This is a genomic window from Micromonospora sp. NPDC005087 (assembly GCF_042872965.1).
GTDB lineage: Bacteria > Actinomycetota > Actinomycetes > Mycobacteriales > Micromonosporaceae > Micromonospora.
In genome coordinates, this window is the sequence record NZ_JBIALB010000003.1 from 185,673 (window position 1) to 212,020 (window position 26,348).

Here is a 26,348-nt window from a genome sequence, read left to right on the forward strand (position 1 = left end):
CCGTGTCGCCCGGACGGCCCCTGACAAATGTCACGGCCGGAACGTGACGACCGCTCCGGGTACCGCACCCCGCGCGGCCGGAGCATGGCTGACATGACCAGTACGCACCCGGCCGTCGAACTCGACGGCCTCACCAAGACCTTCGGCGCCGTCACCGCGGTCGACGGGCTGAGCCTGCGGGTGCAGCCCGGCGAGGTGGTGGCGTTCCTCGGCCCCAACGGCGCGGGCAAGACCACCACCATCGACATGCTGCTCGGGCTGGCCCGTCCGGACGCGGGCACGGTCCGCCTCCTCGGCGGCACCCCGGACGACGCGGTGGCCCGGGGCCGGGTCGCCGCCGTGCTCCAGACGGGCGGGCTGCTCAAGGACCTCACCGTCGGTGAGACCGTCCAGATGACCTCGCACTTCTACCGGCACACCCGCCCGGTGACGGAGGTGCTGGAGCGGGCCGGCATCGCCGACATCGCCGACCGGGTGGTCGGACGCTGCTCCGGCGGCCAGCAGCAGCGGCTGCGCTTCGCGCTCGCACTGCTGCCGGACCCGGATCTGATGGTGCTCGACGAGCCGACCACCGGCATGGACGTCGAGGGTCGACGGGACTTCTGGCAGGCCCTGCGCCGCGACGCGCGCGCCGGACGAACCGTCATCTTCGCCACCCACTACCTGGATGAGGCGGACGCGTACGCCGACCGGATCGTGTTGGTCCGGCAGGGGCGCGTCGTCGCCGACGGCACCACCGCGGAGATCAAGAATCTGGCCGCCGGCCGCACCGTCCGGGCCACCCTGCCCGGTGCCGACCAGGCCGCCCTCGCCGCGCTGCCCGGTGTGGACGCCGTCGAGGTACGCGGCGACAGCGTGCTGGTGCGCACTGGCGACTCGGACGCGATCGCCCGACACCTGCTCACCCGGACCGCGGCCCGGGACGTGGAGATCACCTCCCGCAACCTCGAGGACGCCTTCCTCGCCCTGACCACCGAGCACACCGGAGCCTGAGATGACCACCCTGCCGGCCACCCCCGCCGCCACCCGTGCCGACCGGCCCACCGAACCGGACCGTCGGCTGCCCGCCCTGGGCGGGTTCGCCCCGGCCGTCCTGCGCATCGAGCTGCGCAGGGTGCTGCGCAACCGCCGCACGCTCGCGTTCACACTGATCATGCCGGGCGTCTTCTTCCTCATCTTCGGCCTGCCGCAGGGTGGGCAGTCGCTGGACAACGGCCGCCCGGTGACCGCGTACGTGATGATCAGCCTGGCCGTCTACGCGGCCATGGTGGCGACCACCAGCGCCGGCGGCGCGGTGGCCACCGAGCGGGCGCTGGGCTGGAGCCGGCAGCTGCGGCTCACCCCGCTGCGCCCGACCGCGTACGTGGCCACCAAGCTGATCACCGCGATGGCCCTCGGCCTGCTCGCGGTCGTCGTCGAGTTCCTGGTGGGCGCCGCCGCCGGCGTCCGCATCCCGATGCACGTCTGGCTGCTGGCCGGGCTCGCCGCCTGGGTCGGCTCGCTGGTCTTCGCCGCGTTCGGCCTCTTCATGGGCTATCTGGTGCCGGCCGAGAACGTCATGCAGTTCATCGGCCCGATCCTGGCCGTGCTGGCCATGTTCGGCGGACTCTTCGTCCCGCTCGAGGTGCTGCCGGACGTGCTCCAGCACGTCGCCCGGTTCACCCCGGTGTACGGCGTGGGCGAGCTGTCCCGCGCCCCGCTGACCGGTGAAGGGGTGAGCATGGCCGCGGTGGCCAACATCGCCTGCTGGGCCCTGGTCTTCGGCGTCGGCGCGGCCCGGCTGTTCCGCCGGGACACCGCTCGGGTCTGACCGCTCCGACCGTTAGCGTGGACCCGATGGATCTCTCGACAGGCCACCCCCGGCCGGCGAGCCGCCACTGGCGGTTCACCGGTTGGCTGCTGGCGGCGGTGTGGCTGTTCTTCCTCAACGTGCCGCTCGCCACCACGCTGCACCAGCCACAGCCCTGGCGGCGGGTCGTCGGCGTGGCCGCGCTGCTCGCCTTCGGCGTCGGCTACGTGCTGCTGTTCCAGTGGGCCCGCCAGCTGCGCGAGTCGCTCACTCCGATCCCGGTGGGCCGGGCGCGGGCGGGGCTGCTGCTACTGCTCCTGGTGGGCCTGGCCAGCATCCCGGGCGCCGGTGGGGACTGGCTGGTCACCCTGGTCTACGTGGCCGCCGCGGCGGTGTTCCTGCTGCCGGGCCGGGGGGCGTCGCTGGCCGTGGCGCTCTGCGCGCTGACCCCGGTGCTGGCGTCCTGGCTGGTGCCGGGGTGGGAGGCCGAGAACACCATCGTCTTCGCGGTGCTGCTCGCCTCGTTCGCCATGTTCGGGGTGTCCCGGCTGGCCCAGCGCAACAGTCAGCTGCAGGCCGCCCAGCAGGAGATCCGCCGGCTCGCGGTCGCCGAGGAGCGGGTCCGCACGGCCCGCGACCTGCACGACATCCTCGGGCACTCGCTGACGGTGGTGGCGATCAAGGCCGAGTTGGCCGGCCGGCTGATCGAGGTGGACCGGGACCGGGCCGCCGCCGAGATCGCCGAGGTGGAGTGCCTGGCCCGGGCGGCGCTGGCGGACGTGCGGCAGACGGTCGGGGCGTACCGCGAGGTGACCCTCGCCAGGGAGCTGGCGGGCGCCCGCTCCGCGCTGGCCGCGGCGGGCATCGCCGCGGAGCTGCCGGGCGAGGTGCCGGCGCTGCCGGACGAGTGGGACCGGTTGTTCGGTTGGACGGTTCGGGAAGGGGTGACCAACGTGGTCCGGCACAGCGAGGCGCGGTGCTGCACGATCCGGGTGCACCCGGACCGGGTCGAGGTGAGTGACGACGGCCGGGGTCCGTCCACTTCCGACGTCTCCGGGCACGGGCTGGTCGGTCTGCGGGAGCGGGCGCGAGGGCTGGACGCCGTGGTGTCCGTGGGTCGCCGTCCGGACGGAACCGGCTTCCTGCTGCGGGTACACGCGCCGGCGGGGGCCCGGTGAGCGGCCCCACCGGTGGTACGCCCGCGCCGGGCGCGCCGATCCGGTTGCTGCTCGCCGACGACCAGGCGCTGGTCCGTGGCGCGCTCGCCGCGCTGCTCTCGCTGGAGCCAGATCTGACCGTGGTGGCCGAGGTCGGCCGGGGCGACGAGGTGGTGCCGGAGGCACTCCGAACCACCCCCGACGTGGCTCTGCTGGACGTGGAGATGCCCGGCCTGGACGGGATCGCCGCCGCCGCCGCGCTACGCGCCGCGTTGCCGGCCTGCCGGGTGCTGGTGGTGACCACCTTCGGTCGGCCCGGCTACCTGCGTCGGGCGATGGAGGCCGGCGCGAACGGCTTCGTGGTCAAGGACACGCCGGCCCGGCAACTCGCCGAGGCGGTCCGTCGGGTGCACGCCGGCCTGCGGGTGGTCGACCCGACGCTGGCGGCGGAGACCCTGGCCACCGGTGCCAGCCCGTTGACCGAGCGGGAGACCGAGGTGCTTCGGGCGGCCCGCGCCGGTGGCACCGTCTCCGACCTGGCGGGGGAGCTGCACCTGTCCGACGGGACGGTGCGCAACCATCTCTCGGCGGCGATCGGCAAGACCGGCGCCCGCAACCGGGCCGAGGCGGTCCGCATCGCCGAGCGGAACGGCTGGCTGCTCGGCGAGTGAGCGGCGTTCGCTCAAGCCGTGAGCGGCGTTCGCTCAGGCCGTGAGCGGCGTTCGCTCAGGCCGTGGGCGGCGGGGTGGGGAGCTGGTCGACGACCACCAGGCTGCTGCCGGGGCGGACCTCCGCGAGCAGCTCCCGCTGGCCGCTGCGGGTGACCCGGATGCAGCCGTTGGTGGTGCTCTCGCCCAGCTCGCCGTCGTGGTACCAGGTGTGCAGCCCGATGTGCGCGCCACGCAGCCCGGTCGGCACCGACTTCGGGTCGTCGGGCACCGAGCCGAGGGCGTAGATGTCCACCCCGCCGTAGACGTCCTGCGGTGGCGGGGTGCGGCCCAGGATGAAGGTCCGCCCGAGCGGGGTCTCCTGTCCTTCCTGCCCGAGGCTGGTCTGCCAGGAGCGCACCGCCTTGCCGGCCCGGTACCAGGTGAGCCGGTGCACCTTGCGCTCCACCACGATCTGGTCGCGCAGGGCCACGGTGTCGAACCCGCCGGACGGCAGCCAGGCGAGCCGCCGGTTGGCCGACGGGAGCAGGACGGCCGTCCAGCCGAGGCGTTCTTCGGCGATCGGCACGGTCAGCTCGACACCGGCGAGCGTCGGTTCGAGGAAGGCCAGCGGACGTCCGCCGGGCGCGTCGTACGCGGCGATCCGCCGGGTCGGGTGCACACCCTCGGTCAGGGGCGTGGTGTCCATGGTGGCCGGATCGGCGGGAAACCCCTTGGGGGCGGGGTCGTAGTCGACGACCGGTAGCCCGTCCGGGGCGGGCGCCGCCGACGGCACCGGTTCCTCGGGGCTCTGCTCGATGCTGCTCGGCGTCGGATCGGGCGCCGCCGCGACAGGTCGGTCGGTGGTCGTCGAGCGCGGCGTGAGGGCCTGGCCGACCAGCAGCGCGGCGATCAGCAGCGCGGCCACGGCGACGGCGGCGGCCACCCAGCCGCCCCGGCGACGGGACGGGGTCATTCGGTCAAACGGCACGAAACCACTGTATCGGACCTGTTAGGAAGGTGCCCTTGCTATACAAAAGGCGATAACAAGGGCACCTTCCTTGCGGTGCTCAGACGCGCGCGCCGACATGGATGGCCACGGCGTCGTGCGCGGGCACGTTGGCGGCGAACCAACCGTTACCGTCCACCGTGATCACCGGGCCACTGCACGTGCCGCCCGCGTACGTGCCGTGGATGACGTCGCAGTACCGGCCGGCGGGCAGCCCCGTGTAGTACGAGCGCCCGTTCACCGCGGAGTCCTCGTCGTTGACCGTGATGAAACCCTTGCCGCTGCGGCTGAACGCGATGTGGTTGTTGCCGTTGTCGTACCAGTTGGCCACGCCGGCGCCCTCGGTGGCGTTGCGGAAGCCGACCATGTTGGCGATCACCGGCCAGCGGTGCTCGCACTCCCAACCGGAGTAGCAGGTGGTGTTCAGCGTCTTGTTGGCGCCGTCCGAGGGCGGGCCGGCGTCCCGGTTGCTGAAGGTGTAGCTGGACATGACGGTCGGCGAGCCGTACGGCCAGGCCAGCATGAAGGCGTTCGCGAGGGCGTAGATCCCACGGTCCCGGTACGTGAGCACCCCGCCCGCGTCGCGCTGGGTGTCGTGGTTGTCCACGAACACCGAGGACGGTCCGGTGGGCAGGTGCCCCCAGCCCTCGCCGAAGTTGCGCAGGTACGCCAGCCGTTCGGAGCGGAACACCCGGGCCAGGTCCTTGCCGTAGCGGAACTCGTGCACGTCACCGTTGCCGGTGTACTCGGTCGGTTGGATCGGCTCGCCGGCGCCGTAAATGACCTCCTGCACGATGTACGCGGAGCGGGAGAGCTCGCCCCTGATCGCGGCGATGTCGGCCGCCGGCATGTGCTTGCTGGCGTCCAACCGGAACCCGTCCACGCCGAGGGAGAGCAGGTCGTTGAGGTACGACGCGATCTTCGTACGGACGTAGTCCGACTCGGTCTTCAGGTCGGAGAGGTTGACCAGCTCGCAGTTCTGCACCTCGTACCGGTCGTTGTAGTTCGCGATGTCGTCGCCGCCGTTGCGGCCGCAGTGGTGGAAGTCCTGGGTCTGGTAGATGCCCGGGTAGTCGTAGTGCGAGTAGGACGAGCCGGCCCAGCCGGTGCCGCCGTTGTCCTGACCGGACATGTGGTTGATGACCGCGTCGACGATCACCTTGACCCCGGCCGCGTGGCAGGTGTTCACCATCGACTGGAACTGGGCCCGGGTGCCCTTGCGGGACTCGATCCGGTAGCTGACCGGCTGGTACGCCATCCACCACTGGTTGCCCCGCACGTGTTCCTGCGGGGGCGAGACCTGGACGTAGCCGTAGCCCTTCGGCCCGAGTGTGCTCTGGCACTCGCTGGCCACCGACGGCCAGTTCCACTCGAAGAGCTGGACGATGACCTTCTTGCCGCCGGACGGGGCGGCGACGGCCGGGGGAGCCGTCACGGTGGTGGGAAGGAGCAGGCTGGCAAGCAGGCCGAGGGCGAGGATCGCTGAGCCGCTTCGACGTCGGTGCATCGGGACTCCTGACGGGGGATGGGGGTGGTGGTGCGGCGGGGGGAGCAGACCGGTTGCCGGAATCTTGCAACCACGACTGAAATTTTCCGAAAGGTTACAAGCGTGTTGCAGGCACTGTCAACGCATGGACATCTATCACTGCCCTTTCCGCCCTGTCGCGTGGCGGCTCCGCGCCCCGGCGGTCCCCGCTACACGCGTCCCGGTGCCGGTTGGTTCGATCCGGCCCAGAAATTTCCATCCCAGGGTGATCCGCGCGCCCCTTCGGTCCGTACTGGATGAGGGAGCAGGGTCGGCCGGTGGTGCGCCGCCGCGAGACGATCGAGGAGCAGATGGCCCGGGCAAAGCTGAACCAGAAGGCGCCCCCCGTCCGGACCAGCGCCAGCAGTCGGGGGGTGCGAACCCGGTCACGGTCGGCGACCACCCTGCTGATCGCGTCGGCCCTCGCCGCGCTCTGGGCGGCGACCATGCTGACCGGCGCGGGTCAGAAGGCGTACGCCTACGGGTTCTTCTTCACCGAGTTCTTCGCCGGTGTGATCGCCCTGGTGTCGCTGAGCCTCACCGTCATGCTCGGCCTGCTCGCCACCGACCGCCTCGTGCTGCGCATCGCGCACCGGGTGCTGTTGCAGTCGGCGCACCGGGCCACCGGTGTGCTCGGCGTCTCCGGACTGCTCTTCCACGTGCTCACCAAGATCGCCACCGGCCGGGCGGCGGCGACCGACGCGCTGGTGCCGTTCGTCGGCGGCGGAGGGCTCTACGTCGGGCTCGGCACGGTGGCCGCCCTGCTGATGGTCAGCGTGATCTGGACCGGCATCATCCGCGCCCGCTTCGCCGACGTCGGTCCGAAGTGGCTGTGGCGCGCGCTGCACTCCACGGCGTACGTCGCCTGGCCGTTCGCCCTGTTCCACGGCCTCAACGCCGGCCGGGCCGCGAAGTCCTGGGTGGTGTTCAGCTATCTCGGCTGCGTCCTGCTTGTCGTGCTGGCGCTGCTGGTCCGGCTCTCGGTCACCATCGGCCGGCGCAGCCGCGAGCAGCACCAGGCCGCGGTGCGGAACGCGGCGATGGCCGGCCGGACCAGCGAGGAGGGCCGCGGCCGGTCGCTGCGGACCGGGCTGAGCCGTCGCCGCGACACCGGCGCGGAGAAGCGTCCCGCCTGGGCGGAGACCACCACCGCCACGTGGGCCGCACCGGCCACCGCCCGGCCCCGCGACCCCGACCGGTTCACCGTGCCGGTGGTGCCCGAACCGGGCTCGCTCACCGAGCCCGCCCGGCCCAGCCGGCGCCAGCGGGACGAGGAGCCAGCGGCCCGCCGGGGCACCGAACGGGCCGCGCGCGGCCGGCGCGACGAGCTGGAGCCGGCGGCCCGCCGGTCGACCCGGCGGGACGTGGACGAGCCCCGCCGGCGCGACGAGGAGGAACTGGAGCCGGCGGCCCGGCGCCGCGGCGAGCGCACCCGGGACCGGGACGAGGCGGCCCCGACCCGGCGGCGGCGGGGCAGCGCGCCGGTCGAGGAGCCGGTCGCCGAGCGGTCCACCCGCCGGTCCCGCGCCGAGGACGACGGCAGCCGGTACTCGGCCCCGCCCCGACGGACGGCGGAGGAGCCCGAGGAGCCGTGGGACAGCCCGCGGCGGTGGCAGGCCGCGGAGCCGATCTCGGCTGGCCCGGTCTCTGCGGAGCCGATCTCCGCTGGGCCGATCTCCGCGGCGCCGCGCAGCGGCAGCGGCCGGCACAGCGTTGAGGACGACCTGCCGGAGGAGCCGGACTACTGGCGCCCGCCGGCCCGGTACCTGCCGGAGGACGTCGCGCCGCCCGTCGACGACACCCCCACCCTGGTCGACCTGGCGTCTCGCCGGGCGCGGCGGGCCTCCGGCGAGAGCCGGTCCAAGCGCCGCAAGGCCAGCGCCGACGCCGTGGACGGGGCGTACTGGGCCGGGCTGCGGGGTGAGGCGAAGTGATGCGTACGACCGTGCCTCCGGTGGCCTGCGTCGGTGAGCCCCGGCTCACCGCCGGGTTCGCCGAGTTCGGTCGGCTGGACCTGGCCGCGCACGACGAGGTGCACGGGCTGATCGGCCCGATGGAGCCCGCCCAGCTGCTCAGGCTCGCCGAAGGCATGCAGCTCAAGGGCAAGGGCGGGGCGGGTTTCCCGTTCGCCCGCAAGCTGCGCGCGGTGCTGGAGTCCTGCGAACGGCAGGACCTCGCCGCAGTGGTGGTCGTCAACGCCACCGAGGGGGAGCCCGCCAGCTGGAAGGACAAGGTGCTGCTGACCCGCGCACCGCACCTGATCCTCGACGGCGCGGCGCTGGCCGCGTACGCGCTGGACGCCGACGAGATCGTGATCGGTGTGGCGGATGACGGGGTCGGCCGGGACTCGCTGATGGAGGCGCTGGAGGAGCGCCGGATGCCGGTGCCGACGACTATCGTCACCGTGCCGCACCGGTTCATCTCCGGCGAGGGTGGCGCACTGGTCAACGGCATCAACGGGCTGCCGCACATCCCGCCCGGTACCAAGAAGCGCTCCAGCGACTCCGGGGTCAGCGGTCTGCCCACCCTGCTGTCCAACGCCGAGACGTACGCCCAGCTCGCCGTCGGTGCGCGACTCGGCCCGTACGAGTACTCGGCGCTCGGCACCGACGACGAGCCGGGCACGGTGCTGCTCACCGTGACCGGCGCGGCGGCCCGGCCGGCCGTGGTGGAGTGCACCGCCGGCATGCCGCTGCGCGACGTCCTCGACCTGTGCGAGGTCCCGGACGTCCAGGGCATCCTGATGGGCGGCTACCACGGCAAGTGGATCACTCCGGAGGCGGCGGAGAAGGCCGAGGTCTCCCGCAAGGGCCTGGCCGCGGTCGGCGGCACCCTCGGCGCGGGCATCATCGTCCCGCTCGGCGTCGACACCTGCCCGCTCGGTGAGGCCGCCCAGGTGGTGCGCTACCTGGCCGGCGAGTCCGCCGGCCAGTGCGGACCGTGCAAGATGGGCCTGCCCGACCTGGCCCGCGCGGTGGACCTGGCGGTCGCCGGCAGCCAACCGGCGGACGTGGTGCGGGCCGCCGCCGGTGAGGTGAAGGGGCGCGGTGCGTGCAGCCACCCGGACGGCACCGCCCGGTTCGCCCTGTCCGCGATCGAGGTCTTCGCCGACGACCTGCGGTTGCACAGCACCGGCGACGGCTGTGGCCGGCGGGTCAAGGGCGTGATGGGGCTGCCGGGCGCCCCCGACGGGAACCCGCAGAAGCTCACCCTGGACTGGTCGCGCTGTGACGGGCACGGGCTCTGCGCGCACGTGGTGCCCGACTTCATCCGGCTCGACGCCAACGGTTACCCCGCCTTCCCGCCCACCCCGGTGCCGACCTGGCTGCGGGAGGGCGCGCTGAAGGCGGTCAAGCTCTGCCCGGAGCTCGCCCTCCGACTCGCGAAGGCCGAGTAAGGAAGGGCACCTTTTTAACGCCTGGTGCATAGGAAGGGGCCCTTCCTAACGACTGTGGAGGGAGACGCGGATGCGCAGCTGGCACGCACGGAGGGGACCACGTCGGGCCGGCACCGCCGCCGCGCTGGTCGCGGCGCTGCTCGGCGCGGTCTCCTGCAGCGGTACGGCCGCCCCGCCACCGGCGGCCGCCGGCACCGCGCCCGCCGCCACCACCGCTGCCGCGACCGGCTCGCCGACCGCCGCCCCGACTCCGGCGCGGGTCCCGGACACCCTGCGCTTCACCGGAACCACCCTCACCGGCGCCGCGTTCGACGCGGCGCAGCTGGCCGGCCGCCCGGTGGTGCTGTGGTTCTGGGCTCCGTGGTGCGCCACCTGCGCCAGCCAGGCCTGGACGGTGGCCGAGATCGCGCCCCGTTTCCGGGACACCGTGCCGATCGTCGGCGTCGCGGGCCTCGGCGAACAGCGGGCGATGAAGGACTTCGTCACCGAGTTCGAGCTTGCCGGGACGCCGCAGATCGACGACCGCGCCGGCGCGCTGTGGCGTCGGTTCAAGGTGACCGAGCAGAGCACCTTCCTGATCATCGATCGGGACGGCAAGGTCGTCCACCAGGGCTTCCTGGACGGTGAGGCGCTCACCGCCCGGGTCACCGCGCTGGCCGGGGCGTGACCGCCCCGCTGCTGCTCGCGCTGACCGCCGGCATGCTCGGCGCGGTCAACCCGTGCGGCTTCGCGTTGCTGCCCGCGTACCTCTCGCTGCTGGTCGCCGGGGCGTCGGACGCCCGCGGCGCGGTCGGCCGCGCGCTCACCGCGGCGGCCGGGCTGACCCTGGGGTACGTCCTGGTCTTCGGCGCCTTCGGCCTCGCGCTCGCGCCGCTGGCCGGCTGGCTGCGGCCCCGGTTGCCGTGGCTGACCGTGGCGCTGGGGCTGCTGCTGGTGGCGGCCGGGTGCTGGCTGCTCGCCGGCCGGCGGCTGCCCGCCCCCGGCTGGTCGGCCCGGGCGCCCCGGCTGACCCGTTCCTGGCCGTCGATGGCGCTGTTCGGCGCGGCGTACGCGTTGGCCTCGCTCGGCTGCGCCATCGCACCGTTCCTGGCCATCGTGGTGACCAGCCTCCAGGCCGGCTCGACCGGCCGCGGGCTGGCGCTGTTCGGCGCGTACGCCCTCGGGATGGGGTTGGTGGTCGCGGTCGCCGCGCTCGGCGTGGCGCTGCTGCGCGACGGGCTGGTGGCCCGGCTGCGCGTCGCCGGCGCGTTGGTGCCCCGGCTCAGCGGCCTGGTGCTGCTGCTGACCGGCGGGTACGTCGCCTGGTACGGCTGGTACGAGCTGCGGCTGGCCGCCGGCCGTCGCGACGCCCTGCAGGACCCGGTGATCCGGGTGGCCGCCCAGGTGCAGCACGCCCTCGCCGACACCCTCGACAGACTCGGCCCGGCGGCGCTGCTCGCCGCCCTCGTCCTGCTCGCCGCGGTGGGCGTGGGCGTGCGCGTTAGGAAGGGCACTTTCTTAACGCCTGCGGTAGAGGAAGGGTCCCTTCCTAACGTGGTGGCCGAGCGTGCGACGGCACCGCCGGATACGCCGACGGGGGCCGGGGTGGACCCGGCCCCCGTCGAACGGATCGGCTAGCGCAGCGGGGTCAGACGGTCGGTGCCCATGCGGTCGCGGAGGACCTCGGGGATCAGCACCGAGCCGTCGGCCTGCTGGTATTGCTCCAGGATGGCCGGGAAGAGCCGGCTGGTGGCCAGCGCCGAGCCGTTGAGGGTGTGCACGAAGCGGGTCTGCTTGCCGCCCGGCTCGCGGTAGCGGATGGCCGCCCGGCGGGCCTGGTAGTCGCCGGCCCAGGAGACCGACGACACCTCCTTGTACTTGCCGGTGCTCGGCATCCACACCTCGATGTCGAGGGTCTTCTTCATCGACGCGCTGGCGTCACCGGCGGAGAGCAGGGTGCGCTGGTAGTGCAGGCCCAGCCCCTCCACCAGGCTCTCCGCGTGGGCGAGCATCTCCTCCAGCGCCGCGTCGGCCTGCTCCGGCAGGGTGAACTGGAAGATCTCCACCTTGTTGAACTGGTGCCCGCGCACCGTGCCGCGCTCGTCCGAGTGCGAGCCGGCCGACTCGCGCCGGTAGCACGGGGTGTACGCGAACGCCTTCAACGGCAGCTTCGTGGTGTCCAGGATCTCGTCCTGGTACGCGCCGAGGATCGCCGTCTCCGAGGTGGGCAGCAGGAACTGCCCGCGCGGGGCGGACTCCCGGTCCAGGTGGTAGACGTCGTCGTAGAACTTGGGGAACTGCCCGGCGGCGAAACCGGCCGAGTCGAGCAGCAGGTGCGGCGGGAGCAGGAACTCGTACCCGGCCCTGATGTGCTGGTCGATGAAGTAGTTCAGCAGCGCCCACTCCAGCCGCGCGCCGACCCCCGTGTAGAGCCAGAAGCCGGAGCCGCCGAGCTTGACGCCGCGCTCGTAGTCGACCAGGCCCAGCGCCCGGGACAGCTCCACGTGGTCACGGACCTTCTCGATGGCCGGCGGCTCACCGAAGGTCTTGACGACCCGGTTCGCCTCCTTGCCGCCGGGGAGGACGTCCTCGCTGGGCAGGTTCGGCAGTTCGCTCATCGCGTCCCGCAGCCGGGCCTGCACCTCGTCCAACTGGGACTCCAGCTCGGCGAGCTGCTTGCGCTCCGCCTCCGGTGCGGTGACCTGCGGCTCGGTGCCGGCACGCTTCGCCTGCGCGTACGCCCGGGCTTCCGCCTTGCGGCGCTGCCGCTCCGCGTCGATCTCCGTGATGAGGGCGCGGCGTTCCTGGTCGAGCCGCTGGATCTCGTCCAGGGCCAGGTTGACCTCGGCGGGATCCAGTCGCTTCGCCAGCGCGGTCGCCACCGCCTCGCGATCCTTCCGGATCAACTCCATGTCGAGCATGCTGCTCCGTACGCCTCCGTCCGGGGTCAGGTGGACCAACAGATGCTACCGTCGCGCCCCGTTCGCTTCGGGTCGGGGAGCGCGAGCCCACCGCGCGGAATCAGACGGCGGGTTCAGAGCCGGATCGGCATCAGCACGGAGAAGGTGTCCGCGTCGTCCGGGCGGCGTACGGCCAGCGGGGCGATCGGCCCGTCCAGCTCCAGGACCAGCTGCGACCCGCCGGCCGCGTCCAGCGCGTCCAGCAGGTACGCGCCGTTCACCCCGACCCGCAGCCCGCCGACCGGGTCGGACCCGGCGGTGGGCACCAGGCGCAGACCGCCCCGCTCGTCGAGGCCGAGCACGGTGACCGCCAGCCGCGTTCCGTCGTGTTCGCGGTCCACCGTCGGGGCCGCCGGGTCGGTCAGGGCGGCCCGCAGCGCCGGCACGTCCACCGGGATCCGGCGCGCGGCCGGTCGCTCACCGACGGCCTCACGCAGCAGCCGCCGGTAGTCCGGGAAGTCGTAGGGCAGGGCGGCGCCGGTCAGCGTCCGGCCGGCCACGGCGACCCGCACCTCCGCGCCGGCCACGGTCAGCCGCACCGGCCGGGTGTCGGCGGGGTCGAGCAGCGGCCGGAACCGGTCGACGAGGTCCACCGGGACGAGCACCCGCACCGGTGGTCCGTCGACGGCCGCCCCGGCCCGGGCCAGCGCGAGCCGGTGCCGGTCGGTGGCGACGAGCCGGACGCCGTCCAGCTCCACGTCGACCAGCACGCCGGTGAGCACCGGCAGCTCCGGGTCGCGGCCGACGGCGAAGCGCACCGCGTCGACGGCGGCGGCAAGTTCGGCGGGGGCGAGCAGCAGCGTGGTGATCGCCGGCGGCGCCGGGTCGACCAGGGCCCGGAGGCGGGCGACCTCCCGGCGGGCGTCGGCGAGCCCGTCCGCCAGTCGGCGCAGGTGCGTGTCGAGCAGCCGGTGCACCGCCGCCGGCTCGGCACGTACCGCCGCGGCGATCTCCGGCACGGGCATGCCGACCCGACGCAGCCCGGCTACCAGCCGGGCTGGGGGGATCTGCTCGTCGGTGTACCAGCGGTAGCCGGTCACCGGGTCGACCAGGGCCGGCTCGAGCACCCCCGCCGAGTCGTAGAAGCGCAGCGCGCTGACGGTCAGGCCGCTGGCCCGGGCCAGCTCACCGATGCTGTGCAGGTCGCTCTCCACGACCGGCATCCTGCCCCCTCGACCGGGTCGAGGGTCAAGCCGCCGCCCCCGCGTCCGGCGCGGCGGCCGTCCGGTCGGCGGCCTCGGGCACCTGCCGCGCGGCCTCCTGCTTCAGGACCCGGAAGGTGAGCCCGGCCCGGATGAGCCGGTCGAGCAGCGCGTCGCCCATCGCGGCGACGGGGGTGAGCTGGCCGGCGGTCGGCGCCAGTTCGTCGAGCGCCAGGCAGAGCGCCGACTCGGCGAGCATCTTCGCCGTCTCGTCGTAGCCCGGGTCGCCGCCGGCCACCTCGGTGACCACCCGGCGCCCACCGCCGGTGCCGACGAACCGGACCCGGAACCAGGATGCCGCCCGCTGCTGCGGGGTGGGCCCGTGCCCGGACGCGAGCCGGCCGAGCAGCCAGCGCCGGGTGGGCGGCAGCTTCACCAGCCCGACCAGCGCGCCGAGCCCGGCGGCCGCGGCCAGCACGGTCGGCAGCCGCTTCACCGCGGCGAAGTGCCGGTACCGGAAGTCCGGGCCGTACTCCGGTCGGGCCGCCGCCGAGCGGCGTACCACCTGCGGGTCGATGGTGGGCAGCGGTACGGTCCAGATGCCCAGCTCCGCCGAGCGGCCCAGCCGGCCCGGCGCCGCCCGGACCCGGCGGTCGGTGGGACGCGGCTCGACGGCCCGGCGATCCCGGGCGGCTTGGCTGGCCTGCGCGGTGCGGGAGAACGCGGTGAGCGCGGACTGGTACGTGCCGGCGGAGAACTTGCCGCCGGCACGGACGTAACCGTCCACGGTGATCGGCGTGCCGGCGGGCAGCTGCTTGACGGTGAACCAGACGCCCAGGTCGTGCGGGATGGAGTCGAACCCGCAGGCGTGCACCAGCCGCGCGCCGGTGCGGGTCGCCTCGGCGTGGTGGGCGACGTACATCAGATCGACGAACTCCGGTTCGCCGGTGATGTCCAGGTAGTCGGTGCCGGCCCGGGCGCAGGCCGCGACCAGCGGTTCGCCGTGGTGGATGTACGGGCCGACGGTGCTGGCCACCACCCGGGCGTTCTCCGCCACCGCGCGCAGCGAGTCGGCGTCGGTCACGTCGGCGCTGAGCAGCGGCAGCGCGGCCAGGGTCGGGTCGATCGCGGCGAGCCGGTCCCGTACGGCGGCGAGGCGGCCCTGGTTGCGGCCGGCCAGCGCCCACCGCAGCCCGGACGGCGCGTGCCGGGCCAGGTATTCGGCGGTCAGCCCCCCGGTGAACCCGGTGGCTCCGAACAGCACCACGTCGTACGTCCGCTCCCCAGCCATCCCCAGAGTCTGCCATCCGCTGCCGTGCGTGGCAGATCGTGAGCGCGGTGGATCTGGACCGGATCACCCGCCAGGTCGGGGGCGGTCCAGCGCGGACCGGTCCGCGCGCAGCACCTCGCCGGCCTCGATGTGCTGCTTGGCCTGGCGCAGCGCCCGGCGGACCAGCAGACCCGGATCGTCGCCGACCAGGTGCGCGGCCAGCCCGACCCGCGGAGTGGCACCGGCCAGGGGGCGGGCGGCCAACTCGGTGCCCCGGCCGCCCGGGGCCGGCCGGACCCGCACCTCGACCGCGCCGTCCAGGCGGCGCAGCGGCTCCGGCCACCGGCCGTCGGGGAGCACCCGCTCGGGCGGCCGACCCACCGTCACGACCTCCCACCGGGCCGGCGCGGCGGGGTCGCCGCGCGCGCCGGGCCGGTGGCGCCGCCGGCGTACGCGGAGCAGCCTCGCCGCCCCGGTCAACGCCGCGCCGCCGAGGGTGACTCCCACCCGTACCAGCGGTCGCATCGGTCCCACCCGTCCTTTCCGTCCACGTCCCCCGATCGTCGGTCGGGACCGGGTGAAGCGGGCTCGCCCCGAAGGGGTGAACGCGTCCGCGCCGGGTAACCGCTCGCCGACCGGGGGGTGGAACGCGTTCGTGGGGGTGGAGCCGGGTGCCGGAGGAGCAGGATCGCGTACGGGTCGGCACGGCACCGGGGCACCCGGCGGACCCGCCGCTGCTGGCATCCCGGCTGGCCCCGGCGGTGCCACCGGAGCCGGTGGTGGCCCGGCCCCGCCTGCTGCGTCGGCTCGACGAGGGCAGCGCGGGACCGGTCACCCTGGTCTCCGCCCCCGCCGGCTGGGGCAAGACCACCCTGCTCGCCTCCTGGGTGCGGCTGGCCGGCGGTGCCGAGGACGGCCCGGGGCCGGCGTGGGTGTCGGTGGAGGCCGGCGACGACGGCGACCGGCTCTGGGCGTACCTGGCGGCGGCGTTGCGTGCGGCGACCGGGCCGGCGGACGACGGCCCGGCGGCGCCGGTGCCCGACCGGCCGCCGCGCCCCGACCAGTTGGAGCTGCTGGCCGCCGCTCTCGCCGGCCTGGAGCGACCCGTGCTGCTGGTCCTGGACGACCTGCACCGGGTCGCCGACCCGGCGGCGCTGACCGGGCTTGAGTTCCTGCTCCGGCACGCCGAGCAGCGGCTGCATGTGGTGGTCGGGGCCCGGGCCGGGTTGCCGCTGGCCCTGCACCGGCTCCGTCTCGCCGGCGAGCTGACCGAGATCGGCCCGGACGAGCTGGCCTTCACCGACGACGAGGTGGCCGACCTGCTCACCGCGCACGGGGCGCCGCTGCCGGCCGCCGCCCTACGACGGCTGCGCGAGCGCACCGGGGGATGGCCGGCCGCGCTGCGGATCGTCGCGCTGGCGTTGCGGGGGCAGCCCGATCCGGAACGCTGGGTGCGACAGTTCGGCGGCGACCAACCGGAGATCGCCGGCTACCTGCAGGAGGAGGTGCTCGCCGCGATCGATCCGGCCGACCGGGACCTGCTGCGTCGCACCGCCCTCGCCGAGACGGTCTGCGCGGACCTGGCCGGGGCGCTGACCGGTCGCGCCGATGCCGGGAGGGCGCTGGCCGACCTGGCCGGCGCGGGCGGTCTGCTGCACCGGGAGGAGGGCCGGCCGCCGTGGTACCGCTGTGACCCTTTGCTGGCCGACCTGCTCCGGGCCGAGCTGGCCCGGTTGCCTGCCGACGAGCTGCGTGAGCTGCACGCGCGGGCGGCTGACTGGTACGCCGGAGACGGACGCCCGGTTGACGGGTTGCGGCACGCGCTGGCCGCCGGCCGGTGGGACCGGGCCGGCGACCTGTTCGTCGCGCACTGGCCGGAGTTGACCCGGTACGACGTCGACCCGGTGACCGGACCGGCTCCGCCGTCCCCGCCACCGGAGGTGGTCCGCGCCGACCCGGAGGTGGCGCTGGCCTGCGCCGCCGAGCGGGCGTACGCCGGTGATCTGCCGGCCGCCACCGGCCACCTGCGTGCCGCCGCCGGGTACGCCGACGGCCTGCCGGTGCCGCGCCGGGACCGGTTCCTGCGGCTGGCCACCGCGCTGGAGCTGACCCTGGCGCGGCTCGCCGGCGATCCGGCCGAGGTCCGGGCCGCCGCCGCCCGGCTGCTGCGGACCCGCCCGGCCGGCGCCGTGCCGACCGGGGTGCCGAGTGCCTCGCGGAGCGGGGGGTCGAACGCCGCGCCGAACCATGCGCTGGCCCCGGGTACGGGCAGCGCCGCCGAGGACGCGGACCTGCGGGCGTTCACCGGCACCGCCCTGGGGCTCGTCGAGCTGGCCGCTGGCGCGCTGCCTGACGCCCGGTTCGTCCGGGCCCGGGCGGCTGCCCGCGAGGCCGGCCGGCCGCGTACCGAGCTGGTCGGCGCCAGCCGTTCCGCACTGCTGCTCGCGATGCGTGGTGACCTGCGCGCGGCCGAACAGGCGGCCCGGGACGCGCTGGGCATGCCGCCGAGCCGGGGCTGGTCCTGCCGCCTCGACTGCGCCTACGCCCACCTCGCGTTGGCGGTGGTGGCGCTGCACCGCGACCAGCCCGAGGAGGCCGCGGCCAACCTCGCGCTCGCCGCCCCGGCGACCGGCCCGGCCGGCTCCTTCGGAGCGGACTCCGGGGGCGACTGGTCGGCGGAGCCGCCCACCGAGCCGGTGGCGGCGGCGGTGGCCGCCCTCTGCCGGGCGTACCTGCACCGCGACGCCGGTGACCCGGCCGCAGGCCAGCGGCTGCTCGTGCGGGCCCGGGAGTCGTTGACCGAACCGCCGGCCGCCGCCGAGCTGGCGAATCTGCTGCGGGCCGCCGAGGCCGAGCTGCGGGCCGAGCGGGGCGACCTGGAGACCGCCCGCGACCTGCTGGCGGGTGTCGCCGACGACCCGGCCGACCCCGCGCTCGCGGTGACGCTGGCGCGGGTGGAGCTGCGGTCCGGCGACATCGGCGCGGCCGGGCGCGCGCTGCCGGACTGGCAGGCGCCGCCGGCCGCGACGTGGCCCCTGCCGGTACGCCTGGACGCGGGCCTGCTGGGCGCGGTGCTGGCCGAGCGGGGCGGAGACGGGCGCCGGGCCGGACGGATCCTGGAGCAGGTGCTCGACCTCGCCGGCCCGCAGGGCTGCCGGCGGGTGTTCACCCGGGCCGAACCGCCGGTACGGGACCTGCTGGCGGCGCACCTGGATGCGGGTACCGCACACTTCTCGCTGGTCAGTGACCTGGTTCGGGGCGCCGAGCAGATCACGGCCCGGCCACCGGCCGAGTCGGCGGGCTCGCTCGACGAGCCGCTCACCGAGCGAGAGTTGACCATCCTGCGGTACCTGCAGAGCATCCTGTCCAACGTGGAGATCGCCGGCGAGTTGTCGCTCTCGGTCAACACGGTGAAGACCCACGTCCGCAACATCTACCGCAAGCTCGACGCGACCCGCCGGCGTGAGGCGGTCCGGCGGGCGCGCGAGCTGCGGCTGATCTGAACGGCCGGCCGCTCGCCGGCCACGAGGGTCAGGTGTTGGCCGCCGCGTCCACGGCGGTCAGCAGGTCGGGCAGGTCGTACCCGCCCTCGTGCCGGACGTCGTTGACGAAGAGCGTCGGGGTGCCGTTCACCCCGCTGCGGATCCCGCCGACGAAGTCCCGGCGCACCCGGTCGGCGTACGCCCGGCCCTCCACCTCCGCGTTCAGCTCGTCCGGTGGCAGCCCGAGCTGCTCGACGCCGAGCGAGAGGTGCACCGGGTCCAGCTGGTCCTGGTGCTCGTACAGCCAGTCGTGCATCTCCCAGAACCGGCCACGGACCGCGGCGGCCTCGGCTGTCTCGGCGGCTCGTTCGGCGTACGGGTGGATGTTGGCGATCGGGAAGTAGCGGTAGACCATCCGTACCGTGTCGGCCCGCTGCCGCAGCAGCTCGTGCAGGTTGGGGTACGCGGCGCCGCAGAACTGGCACTGGAAGTCGCCGTACTCGACGATCGTGACCGGCGCGTCGGCCGGCCCCCGGACATGGTCGTCGGTGGTCACCGGGTCCCGAAGGCGGGCGGTGACCTGGAGCGGGGTGCTCATCGGGCCATCACCGCCCGGTCGGCCGCGAGCCGGTCCAGCGCGTCGAAGATGCCGTCCGCGCCCGGGTTGACGTCCGGTGGGGAGAGGTGGCTCCAGGCCACCGTCCCGGCCGGGTTGAGCACCACCAGCGCCCGGGCCGCCTCGCCCTGCGGGGTGTACGCGCCGTACCGGCGGGCCACCTCGCCCTTGGGCTCGAAGTCGGCCAGCAGCGGGAATTCGATGCCCCGGCTCTGCGCGAACGCCCGGTGCGACCAGATGCTGTCCACCGAGATGCCGAGCAGCGCGGCGTCGTACTGGTCGAACACCGGCGCCGCCGCCTGGTAGAGCGACATCTGGTCACCGCAGACCGGGCTCCAGTCGGCGGGGTAGAAGGCGAGCACGACCGGCCGGCCGCGGAACTGCTCCGGCCCGGTCGGGCGCCCGTCCGGGGTGCTCTCCAGGGTGAAGCCGGGTGCGGGTCGCCCCGGTTGGATCAGCCCGTTCGGATCACTCATGCCCCCAGCCTGCTGCCGGGGCGGGTGAGGCCGGCTCACCCGTCCCGGGTGGTTCCGCGCTCGGCTCAGCGCAGCACCGGGGCGACCGCGATGTGGTTCTGCACCTCTCGGATCCCCGGCGCGGACCAGGCCACCCGCTCCACCTCGGCCCGCTCGGGCATCGAGTGCACCAGCCCCGCGAGCACGGCGGTGTCTCCGTGCACCCGGACGCTGATCCGCTCGGCCTCGGTGGCCCCGGCCCGGGCCAGCGCGTCGACGATCCGCTCGGCCAGGTTATGGCCGGCCGGCACGGCGGACGGGCGGACGGTGATCCCGTTGCTCACCCCGCGTACGCCGGTCAGCCTGGTGACGGCGCGCTCGGCGGCCCGGCGCTGGTACTCCCACTCGACCTCGCCGTGCAACGTCACCCAGCCGGCCGAGACCGTGACCTGGAGCTTCTCGACGGGCACGAACGCGTCCCACTCGAGCGCGTGGCTCGCCGCGGCGGCCAGGTCAGGGTCGGCGCGTTCGGCCTCGCCGGGCAGTCGCACCGTCAGGTCGTTGGCGAGTGCCCGGACCCGTGCGACCCGGTGCGCGGCCCGCTCGGCGGCCCACTTCTTCGCGTAGCTGTCCACCCGCCCGGTCAGCGTGACGACGCCCTCGGCGACGGTCACGCCGATCTCGTGCGGCTGCACTCGCGGTTCCCAGGTCAGCTCGTCGAGTACGGCGGACTGGATGTCCTGGTCGGTGCGGCTGATCGTCGCGATGGCCATCTGTCCCTCCTCCGGTGCGTGGGCGGCGGACCGGGTGACGGCCGCGGCCGAAGTCCGCCGGGGTCCGATCCTGCCGCCGTCCGGGGTGAGCCGTCCTCGCCCCGCCGGGGTGAGGCGAGGGGCCCGTCCGTCCCGTCCGGTGGCGGACGCGTGCACGAGGATCGATGGTGTGAGCGCTTCCAAAGCTCTCTCACGCGGACAGCGCGCCGGGCGGGGCGGGCGGTGGTGGTGGAGAGGGAGAAAGGCAGGGGCCCCGCTGGACCGTGGGGTCGAGCGGGGCCCGCGTACGGCCGCGGGTGGGTCAGTCGTTCAGGCCGATGGGGGAGTTGGGGCGGTCGACGTCGACGAACTCGACGTCGTCCACCGCGCGGTCGTCCCGGCTGCCGGCGGCCCGGGCAGCGGAGCCGACGGCCCAGCCGACCGCCGCGCCGACCAGCGCGGCGCCGATCAGCAGCGTCCAGGGGAGTGCCGGCTGACGGCCGGCGAGCGCGTCGAAGGCCAGCGAGGCCCGGCGCCGCGCCTCGTCGGCGGCGGAGCCGACCAGGTCGGTCGCGCCGTCGGCGAGGTCGCCGCTGTCGCGCCGGGCGGAGCGGGCGGTGCCCCGGACACTGTCTCCCGCGGAGCTGACGGCGGAGACCAGGTGCTCCCACGCCTGGTCCGCGATCCGCTCCGGCTTGCCGCGGCGGTCCAGCAGGTTGGTTCCGAACATCGTGGTTACCTCCTCGGGTGCCGAAGCCTGCGGCCACTTCGGACTTCGGCGTCTGTCAGCGCGTCACGATTCGCCTACCCCGCAGTGCCCCGCGCCGGCCAGGCGCAAACCCGGCCGACCCGGCTCGCCGGACAGTCAGCGCAGCACCACCACGGAGACGCCCCGGGCGAAGTCGTCATCGTCATCGTCGTCGTCATCGCCTCCGCCACCGAAGCCGCAGGCCAGTACGAGGGCGAGCAGGGCGCCGACGCCGGCCAGCCCGGCCAGTCTCTTGATCATTGAAGGTCCTCTCCGTCACGGTGGGTTCCCCGGCCGATGCTAGGTGGCGTCGGCAACCATCCGGGCTCGTCAGGGTCGATCGACGAGGTGCGACACGCCGGTGTCACGCGGGGCTGGCACGCATGGCGGGCCGGTTGGCGGGTGCGCCGGGCCGGGACCGCTACCCTGGTCCGGCGACGCGTCGGTTCCGACCGATCGTTGAGTGGTCAGATAACGAAAAGTACTGAGTAATCAGGAAGTGAAAAATCCGGATATGGCCGACTTGCCCGTGCCCGGATCCGCATATTGCTCATCCCGAGGGGTGGCGACCGAGGCCGTCAAAGGAATACTGTCGGTCGCGGCCCGCGTACTGATGAGGCGCCCGGGGGACGGGCGGGTGGAGGTGCTCGCGTGAGCCTGTCGATCGTGAAGTCGGTTCTGTCCGGTGGTGTCGTGGAGATCGCCCCGCGCGGCGAGATCGACGTCGACACAGCGTACGAGGTGCGCGAGGCGATCGCGGAGGTGCTGGCCAAGGGCCGCCCCCTGCGCATCGAGCTGAACATGAGGCTGGTCACCTTCATCGACTCGGTCGGCATCAGCGCGATGGTGGCCGGTTTCCAGACCGCCGAGGTGAGCGGCGTGAAGCTGGTGGTCACCGAACCGAGCCGGTTCGTGCACCGGCAGCTCTGGGTGACCGGCCTGCTCGGCCTCTTCGGCGCCCCCGAGCCGTACTTCGCCGGCACCGCCACCCCCGAGGTGCTTCCCGGCGCCTGAGCGCCGACACCCGGCCCACGCCGGTCAGGGCTGTTCGTCCAGGCCGGTCAGGTCGACGTCGGCCACCTCGGTGACCGCCCGGATGGCCGTCACGGACGCGTACCCCGCGGCCAGCAACGCCACGTCCGTGCCGGGCTGCGCGGCCTGGCCCGGCTCCTCCAGCGACGTACGCACGAAGCCGTGCCCGGATTCGGCCACCGTCATCTGCACCTGACCGAAGCTGGCCAGCGTGCCCCGGCGCACCCCGCGCAGTCGCCCGTGCGGCAGGTCCGGGGCGTTGACGTTGAGCACGCTCTCGATCGGCGCGGCGGTCAGCCGGGGGAGCAGATCCAGGGCGACCCGCGCGGCGGTGCTCCAGTTGCGCTCGGCGTCGCGTACCCGGGCGGCGGCGTGCACCGCGGCGCCACCGCTGGCGGCCGTCGCCTCGCCCGCGGAGAGCACGTCCAGCGAGACCGCGATCGCCCGGCAGCCGTTCGTGGCGGCGGTGAACGCGGCGCCGACCGTGCCGGAGTGCAGTACGGCGCGGCCGGCATTGGCACCCCGGTTGATGCCGGAGAGCACCACCGACGGCGGCGGGCCGAAAGCGCCGTGCAGCGCGATCAGCGTGATGAAGCCGGGCGAGCCGCCGACCCCGTACGCCGGCACGCCCGCCAACTCCGGCAGCGGGTGGTCGTGCACCACCACCCGCCCGTCCTGCTCCAGGGCGCTCATGGCGGCGCTGGTACCGCTCGCCTCCTCCAGCGGCGCGGCGACAACCACATCCAGGCCCCGCTGCGCCGCCGCCCAGGCCAACGCCTGAATCCCCGGCGCGGCGATCCCGTCGTCGTTGGTGACGAGCACGCGGAGCGTCATCGTTCGACCGCCCGGTCGGCCAGTTCGTCGGGGGTGGTCCGCTCCTGTTGTCGGCTGTCCGCCGGGACCAACCGGACCCGCTCCACCAGACCGGTGATCGAGTCCAACCGCCCGGTGCCCAGCCCGTGCCGGGTCACGTTGAGCGCCCCGGCGGCGGCGCCGGTCCGGATGGCGGTCCGGATGTCTCCACCGCCGGCCACCACGGCGGCCACCCCGGCGGTCATCGAGTCGCCCGCGCCGCGCGGGTCGGCCGCCTGCAACCGGGGCATCTCCACCTCGAACAGCTCACCGTCGATGAGCGCGAGCGCCGGTTCGTCGGCCCGGCTCACCACCACCGTCTCGGCGCCGGCGGCGTGCAGCTCGTATATCGCCCGGGTGAGCTCCGCGCTCTCCCCGTTGCGGGCGCGGCCGTCGCGGATCAGTTCCTCGTGGCTCACCTTCAGGAAGTACACCCCGCTGTCCAGCACCGCGCCGAGGTGATCGCCGGAGAGGTCGACCACCACCCGGCCGCCGTTGGCGCCGAGGTCGGCGGCGAAACGCCGGTACAGGTCGGCCGGGACGAGCCACGGCTCGTTGGGTCCACTGAGCACGCTCACCGACGCCCGCAGCCCCTCGCCGAGGGCCAGGTTGTACAACTCGTCGAGCTCGTGCCGGCTCAGGGGCTGCCCGGGCACATCGGCGATCTCCCGCCGGGACCCGTCCCGGCGGTCGTGCACGTACCCGCCGCTGCCGGAGTCGCGGACCACCACCTTGAGGTCCACTCCCTCGCTGACGAGCAGCGGCTCCAGCACCTGGCCGATCTCGCCGCCGAGGGCGGTGCAGAGCACCACGTCGACCCCGAGCGACATCACCATGCGGGCCTGCCAGACGCCCTGCCCGCCCGGGTGCAGGTGCAGCTCGGGCTGGTCGTTCGGCTGGTCGACGGTCACCGTCAGCTGCGGCGTGGGCGCGAAGACCATCACGTGCCCGCTCACCGGTCGTACCCGTTCATGCTCACGCCCTCCGTCGCCCGTCACGGCCGGTGGTTCCCCACCAGCCGACCGTAGTGGGAACGGGGTGTGCGTGCCGAGGCAACGGTCCGTGTCCGTCCGGGCGTTGCCAGCCCGACCGGGGTACGGGACGATCGTGCGACCAACGATGGCGGGAGACGGTGTGCTCAGGAGCGATACCTTCAGCTACACCGTCCAGGCCCGGTGCGAGCCGCGGGAGGCGGCGGCCCTGCTGAGCGATCTGACCCGGCAGGGTGAGCTGCACCCGCTGATCGTCCGGGTCCGCCGGCTGCCGCCCCGGCCCGGCGCCCGGGCCAGCTACGCGATCAGCGACCGACTGGTGGCCGGCCCGCTCCGCTTCCGGACCAGCTACCAGGCGGACGTGCTGATCAGCGAGGACGACGAGATTGTGACGGTGGCCCGCCAGTGGCCGGCCACGACGGTGCGCAACCACACCCGGCTGCGTGGCGAGCCGGACGGCCTGGTCCGGGTCGACGTCGAGATCACGCTGACCGCGCCGGCCCCGCTGTTCGGGTACGCGTTCCGCCAGGCCCGGGCGGCCCACCTGGCCCTGGCCACCCGGCTGGGCGCGGCCCTGGACCGCCCCGGCGAGACCCCGCCCGCCACCTGATCGCCCGCCCCGCGCTCGGCCGCCCGCGAAGATCGTGCTCGATCCTGGATGTAGTGGCCTGCCGCCGAGAGGAGGCCACTAGATCCTGGTTGCGGCGCGATCATGGCCGGTCCGGCCCGCGACGGTGGGCCGCGCCGCCGGCCGTCGACCCCACGGCTTGTACGTGGACAGCACCGTCGCAATGATCATGAGGCTGGTCGACACGGCCGGCGCGATCACCAGGTCGGCGCGGTCCCGGGCGGGCAGGGCGGCGCCCAGCGCGCCGGCGTGCCGCAGGTTCGGGGTGAGCAGGAACAGCACCAGCCCGACCATCACCGTGGTGAGCACGAGTTTGACCACCACCCATCGGTAGCGCAGCAGGCCCCACGGGGTGAGCAGCGCGCTGGCCACGCCGACCAGCCAGACCAGCACGCTCAACGGCGCGAACAGCACGGTGCCGACCAGCGCGGCGACCGGGTAGACGACGGCCGGGTCGGCGCCGCGTTGTGCCGCGACGCCGAGCGTGAGCAGCGTCAGGTCGGCGCCGAGCCAGCCGAGCGAGGTGACCAGGTGCAGGGTGAGCAGCGCCTTGCGGGCGGTGGGCGGGATCCGACGCATACCAGGATGCTGCCCGCCGGGCCCGGTCCGGGCGTCCGACCGTCGGCGACATCCCGGGTACGTCCGCTGACGTACCCGGGGTCCGGCGCCCCGCGAGGCGGGGCGCCGGCCGGCGGGTCAGTACACCGACAGGTGCACGTGGTTGGTGTGGTCGCTGGACGGGTCGCCGCCCGCCCCGCTGTACGACTTCCACCCGCTGCTGGGCAGCCAGATCTGCCTGTACCAGATCACGTACAGCACGGCGAGCCGGTCGGCGTTGCGGATGAAGTACGCGGCCAGGTTGTTGCCGTACGTCTTGTCACCGCCGGTGGCGTCGCCGCCGAAGCCGCCCTTCTGCGCGGCGAAGTCGCACGCCCGGCCCTTCGGGTGCTCGCCGGAGCCGCCGTTGCGGTGGCAGGAGACGTACCGGGTGAAGCCGGCCGCCTTGGCCTGGTTGAGCGCGTGCAGGGTGCGCGGGGTGATGCAGCCGGAGGCCGGGGTGGGGTCGTTGACGCTGCACGACTCCGACGGCCAGGAGCCGTCGGAGTTGCGCGGCGCGGCCGTGGCGTTGGCGGTGGAGGTGCCCCGGTTCGAGCCGCCGTCGGCGGTCGTACGGGCCTTCGTGGTGGCCACGGTCAGCGCCCGTTCGGCCTGCTCCTTGCGCTTGGCCATGACCGTGACCTGCTTGCGCTGCTCACGGATCTCGCCGTCCAGGGCGATGCGGGTGCGATTGACCTCGTCCCTGGTGGCGGTGAGGTCGCGCAGCGCCCGGTCCTCGTTGGCGGCGACCGCGTCCAGCGTGACGGCCCGGTCCATGAAGCCCTCGGGGGTGCTGCTGCTGAGCAGCGCCGACACCGTGCCGAGCCGGCCGGTGCGGTAGGCCAGTCCGGCGATCTCGTCGACCTTGCCGCTGCGCGCCGTGAGTTCGATCTCGGTGGTCTTCAGCTGGGTGGCGAGCTGCTGCTGCCGCCGCACGGAGGTGTCCAGGGCGCGTTTCGCGTCCAGGTATCCCTTGCTGGCCGCCTCCAGTTGGGCCCGCAGCGCCGGGGTGCCGCCCTCTTCGTCTCCGTCGGGTGCCGCGGCGGCCCGCTGGCCGGTCGGGGGAGCGGCCGAGGCGGCGCCGGCCGGGATCGCGACGCTGAGGGCGAACATCGCGACGATCAGGGCCGCCAGTCGGGCGGCGGGTGGTCGTGCTGGTACCACTACGCATGTCCTTCCGTCAGCCGCCGACCGGGTTAGCTGACGGGTTCGGGACGGAAGATCCCTACCGCGGACGCGGATGCACCCCAGGAACATGGTTCCCCGGTTCGCCCCGTTCGGGCGATTAGGCGGCGACCGCCACCGGCGCCGGGAGGGCG

At 74.3% G+C, this 26,348-nt stretch carries 26 protein-coding genes and 1 riboswitch; of the genes, 11 read left to right on the plus strand and 15 right to left on the minus strand.

Features of this window, described 5'->3' with window-relative positions:
• Positions 1-93: 93 nt before the first annotated feature.
• The 4 genes from ACFYPS_RS09070 to ACFYPS_RS09085 are packed head-to-tail and all read left to right on the plus strand — an operon-like array spanning position 94 to position 3,617.
• Positions 94-993, plus strand: a complete 900-nt coding sequence (locus ACFYPS_RS09070; protein ID WP_354965492.1) for an ABC transporter ATP-binding protein — start codon at positions 94-96, stop codon at positions 991-993.
• A 1-nt stretch (position 994) separates the two neighbouring features.
• Positions 995-1,810, plus strand: a complete 816-nt coding sequence (locus ACFYPS_RS09075; RefSeq protein ID WP_354965491.1) for an ABC transporter permease — start codon at positions 995-997, stop codon at positions 1,808-1,810.
• A gap of 26 nt (positions 1,811-1,836) precedes the next feature.
• Positions 1,837-2,967: a histidine kinase gene (locus ACFYPS_RS09080; RefSeq protein WP_354965490.1), complete on the plus strand. Its 1,131-nt coding sequence runs from the start codon at positions 1,837-1,839 to the stop codon at positions 2,965-2,967.
• A complete protein-coding gene (locus ACFYPS_RS09085) occupies positions 2,964-3,617 on the plus strand; it encodes a response regulator transcription factor (protein ID WP_354965489.1) in 654 nt (217 codons plus the stop codon). The genes ACFYPS_RS09080 and ACFYPS_RS09085 overlap by 4 nt, the downstream gene beginning before the upstream one ends.
• Positions 3,618-3,672: 55 nt before the next feature.
• On the opposite strand, the gene ACFYPS_RS09090 is transcribed toward ACFYPS_RS09085, so the two are convergent.
• A complete protein-coding gene (locus tag ACFYPS_RS09090) occupies positions 3,673-4,584 on the minus strand; it encodes a L,D-transpeptidase family protein (RefSeq protein ID WP_354965488.1) in 912 nt (303 codons plus the stop codon).
• A 79-nt stretch (positions 4,585-4,663) separates the two neighbouring features.
• Entirely contained in the window at positions 4,664-6,109 is a 1,446-nt protein-coding gene (locus ACFYPS_RS09095) for an alpha-amylase family glycosyl hydrolase (protein ID WP_354965487.1), read from the minus strand.
• Between the two features lie 275 nt (positions 6,110-6,384).
• Here ACFYPS_RS09095 and ACFYPS_RS09100 point away from each other — a divergent pair, with 275 nt between their 5' ends.
• The 4 genes from ACFYPS_RS09100 to ACFYPS_RS09115 all read left to right on the plus strand — a co-directional run bounded on the left by ACFYPS_RS09100 (position 6,385) and on the right by ACFYPS_RS09115 (position 11,141).
• Positions 6,385-8,061 (plus strand): hypothetical protein, encoded by a 1,677-nt coding sequence (locus ACFYPS_RS09100; protein WP_354965486.1) that lies wholly within the window; start codon positions 6,385-6,387, stop codon positions 8,059-8,061.
• Positions 8,058-9,524 (plus strand): NADH-ubiquinone oxidoreductase-F iron-sulfur binding region domain-containing protein, encoded by a 1,467-nt coding sequence (locus tag ACFYPS_RS09105; RefSeq protein ID WP_387323738.1) that lies wholly within the window; start codon positions 8,058-8,060, stop codon positions 9,522-9,524. The genes ACFYPS_RS09100 and ACFYPS_RS09105 overlap by 4 nt, the downstream gene beginning before the upstream one ends.
• Positions 9,525-9,594: 70 nt before the next feature.
• A complete protein-coding gene (locus ACFYPS_RS09110) occupies positions 9,595-10,191 on the plus strand; it encodes a redoxin domain-containing protein (protein WP_354965484.1) in 597 nt (198 codons plus the stop codon).
• Between the two features lie 32 nt (positions 10,192-10,223).
• Positions 10,224-11,141, plus strand: a complete 918-nt coding sequence (locus tag ACFYPS_RS09115; protein ID WP_387323979.1) for a cytochrome c biogenesis CcdA family protein — start codon at positions 10,224-10,226, stop codon at positions 11,139-11,141.
• On the opposite strand, the gene serS is transcribed toward ACFYPS_RS09115, so the two are convergent.
• The 4 genes from serS to ACFYPS_RS09135 all read right to left on the minus strand — a co-directional run bounded on the left by serS (position 11,138) and on the right by ACFYPS_RS09135 (position 15,400).
• Positions 11,138-12,424: a serine--tRNA ligase gene (gene serS, locus ACFYPS_RS09120; protein ID WP_354965482.1), complete on the minus strand. Its 1,287-nt coding sequence runs from the start codon at positions 12,422-12,424 to the stop codon at positions 11,138-11,140. The two genes, ACFYPS_RS09115 and serS, sit on opposite strands and share 4 nt — an antisense overlap.
• 113 nt (positions 12,425-12,537) lie before the next feature.
• A complete protein-coding gene (locus ACFYPS_RS09125; protein ID WP_354965481.1) occupies positions 12,538-13,626 on the minus strand; it encodes a MerR family transcriptional regulator in 1,089 nt (362 codons plus the stop codon).
• A 25-nt stretch (positions 13,627-13,651) separates the two neighbouring features.
• Entirely contained in the window at positions 13,652-14,896 is a 1,245-nt protein-coding gene (locus tag ACFYPS_RS09130) for a saccharopine dehydrogenase NADP-binding domain-containing protein (RefSeq protein ID WP_354965480.1), read from the minus strand.
• A 63-nt stretch (positions 14,897-14,959) separates the two neighbouring features.
• Positions 14,960-15,400 (minus strand): hypothetical protein, encoded by a 441-nt coding sequence (locus ACFYPS_RS09135; RefSeq protein WP_387323743.1) that lies wholly within the window; start codon positions 15,398-15,400, stop codon positions 14,960-14,962.
• A gap of 146 nt (positions 15,401-15,546) precedes the next feature.
• On the opposite strand from ACFYPS_RS09135, the gene ACFYPS_RS09140 reads away from it, so the two are divergent.
• The gene (locus ACFYPS_RS09140; protein ID WP_354965478.1) at positions 15,547-18,378 is read left to right on the plus strand and encodes a LuxR C-terminal-related transcriptional regulator; all 2,832 of its coding nucleotides are present in this window, start codon (positions 15,547-15,549) and stop codon (positions 18,376-18,378) included.
• A gap of 28 nt (positions 18,379-18,406) precedes the next feature.
• Here ACFYPS_RS09140 and ACFYPS_RS09145 read toward each other — a convergent pair whose 3' ends face one another.
• The 5 genes from ACFYPS_RS09145 to ACFYPS_RS09165 all read right to left on the minus strand — a co-directional run bounded on the left by ACFYPS_RS09145 (position 18,407) and on the right by ACFYPS_RS09165 (position 21,189).
• Entirely contained in the window at positions 18,407-18,955 is a 549-nt protein-coding gene (locus ACFYPS_RS09145) for a DsbA family protein (RefSeq protein ID WP_354965477.1), read from the minus strand.
• The gene (locus tag ACFYPS_RS09150) at positions 18,952-19,449 is read right to left on the minus strand and encodes a redoxin domain-containing protein (RefSeq protein WP_354965476.1); all 498 of its coding nucleotides are present in this window, start codon (positions 19,447-19,449) and stop codon (positions 18,952-18,954) included. The genes ACFYPS_RS09145 and ACFYPS_RS09150 overlap by 4 nt, the downstream gene beginning before the upstream one ends.
• 65 nt (positions 19,450-19,514) lie before the next feature.
• On the minus strand, positions 19,515-20,201 hold the full coding sequence (locus ACFYPS_RS09155) for a BON domain-containing protein (RefSeq protein ID WP_354965475.1): 687 nt from the start codon (positions 20,199-20,201) through the stop codon (positions 19,515-19,517).
• 301 nt (positions 20,202-20,502) lie between these two features.
• Positions 20,503-20,910 carry a hypothetical protein gene (locus tag ACFYPS_RS09160; protein WP_354965474.1) on the minus strand — a complete coding sequence of 136 codons (408 nt, stop codon included), beginning with the start codon at positions 20,908-20,910 and terminating at the stop codon, positions 20,503-20,505.
• A 135-nt stretch (positions 20,911-21,045) separates the two neighbouring features.
• Positions 21,046-21,189, minus strand: a complete 144-nt coding sequence (locus tag ACFYPS_RS09165; RefSeq protein WP_354965473.1) for a hypothetical protein — start codon at positions 21,187-21,189, stop codon at positions 21,046-21,048.
• Between the two features lie 390 nt (positions 21,190-21,579).
• Here ACFYPS_RS09165 and ACFYPS_RS09170 point away from each other — a divergent pair, with 390 nt between their 5' ends.
• Positions 21,580-21,942, plus strand: coding sequence for an STAS domain-containing protein (locus ACFYPS_RS09170; protein WP_354965472.1), 363 nt, complete (start codon positions 21,580-21,582; stop codon positions 21,940-21,942).
• 24 nt (positions 21,943-21,966) lie between these two features.
• Here the strand turns inward: ACFYPS_RS09170 and surE are convergent, their stop codons facing one another.
• Positions 21,967-22,794 (minus strand): 5'/3'-nucleotidase SurE, encoded by an 828-nt coding sequence (gene surE, locus ACFYPS_RS09175; protein ID WP_354965471.1) that lies wholly within the window; start codon positions 22,792-22,794, stop codon positions 21,967-21,969.
• Complete coding sequence (locus ACFYPS_RS09180; RefSeq protein ID WP_354965470.1) at positions 22,791-23,768, minus strand: PfkB family carbohydrate kinase; 978 nt, start codon at positions 23,766-23,768, stop codon at positions 22,791-22,793. Before ACFYPS_RS09180 ends, surE begins: the two co-directional genes overlap by 4 nt.
• A 178-nt stretch (positions 23,769-23,946) precedes the next feature.
• Between ACFYPS_RS09180 and ACFYPS_RS09185 the strand changes: the two genes are divergently transcribed.
• On the plus strand, positions 23,947-24,414 hold the full coding sequence (locus tag ACFYPS_RS09185) for an SRPBCC family protein (RefSeq protein ID WP_354965469.1): 468 nt from the start codon (positions 23,947-23,949) through the stop codon (positions 24,412-24,414).
• 78 nt (positions 24,415-24,492) lie between these two features.
• Here the strand turns inward: ACFYPS_RS09185 and ACFYPS_RS09190 are convergent, their stop codons facing one another.
• Together ACFYPS_RS09190 and ACFYPS_RS09195 are read right to left on the minus strand one after the other, a co-directional pair.
• Positions 24,493-25,011, minus strand: a complete 519-nt coding sequence (locus ACFYPS_RS09190; protein ID WP_354965468.1) for a hypothetical protein — start codon at positions 25,009-25,011, stop codon at positions 24,493-24,495.
• Positions 25,012-25,128: 117 nt separating this feature from the next.
• Complete coding sequence (locus tag ACFYPS_RS09195; RefSeq protein ID WP_387323751.1) at positions 25,129-26,193, minus strand: coiled-coil domain-containing protein; 1,065 nt, start codon at positions 26,191-26,193, stop codon at positions 25,129-25,131.
• Between the two features lie 5 nt (positions 26,194-26,198).
• Positions 26,199-26,331, minus strand: a riboswitch (cyclic di-AMP (ydaO/yuaA leader).
• Between the last annotated feature and the right edge of the window lie 17 nt (positions 26,332-26,348).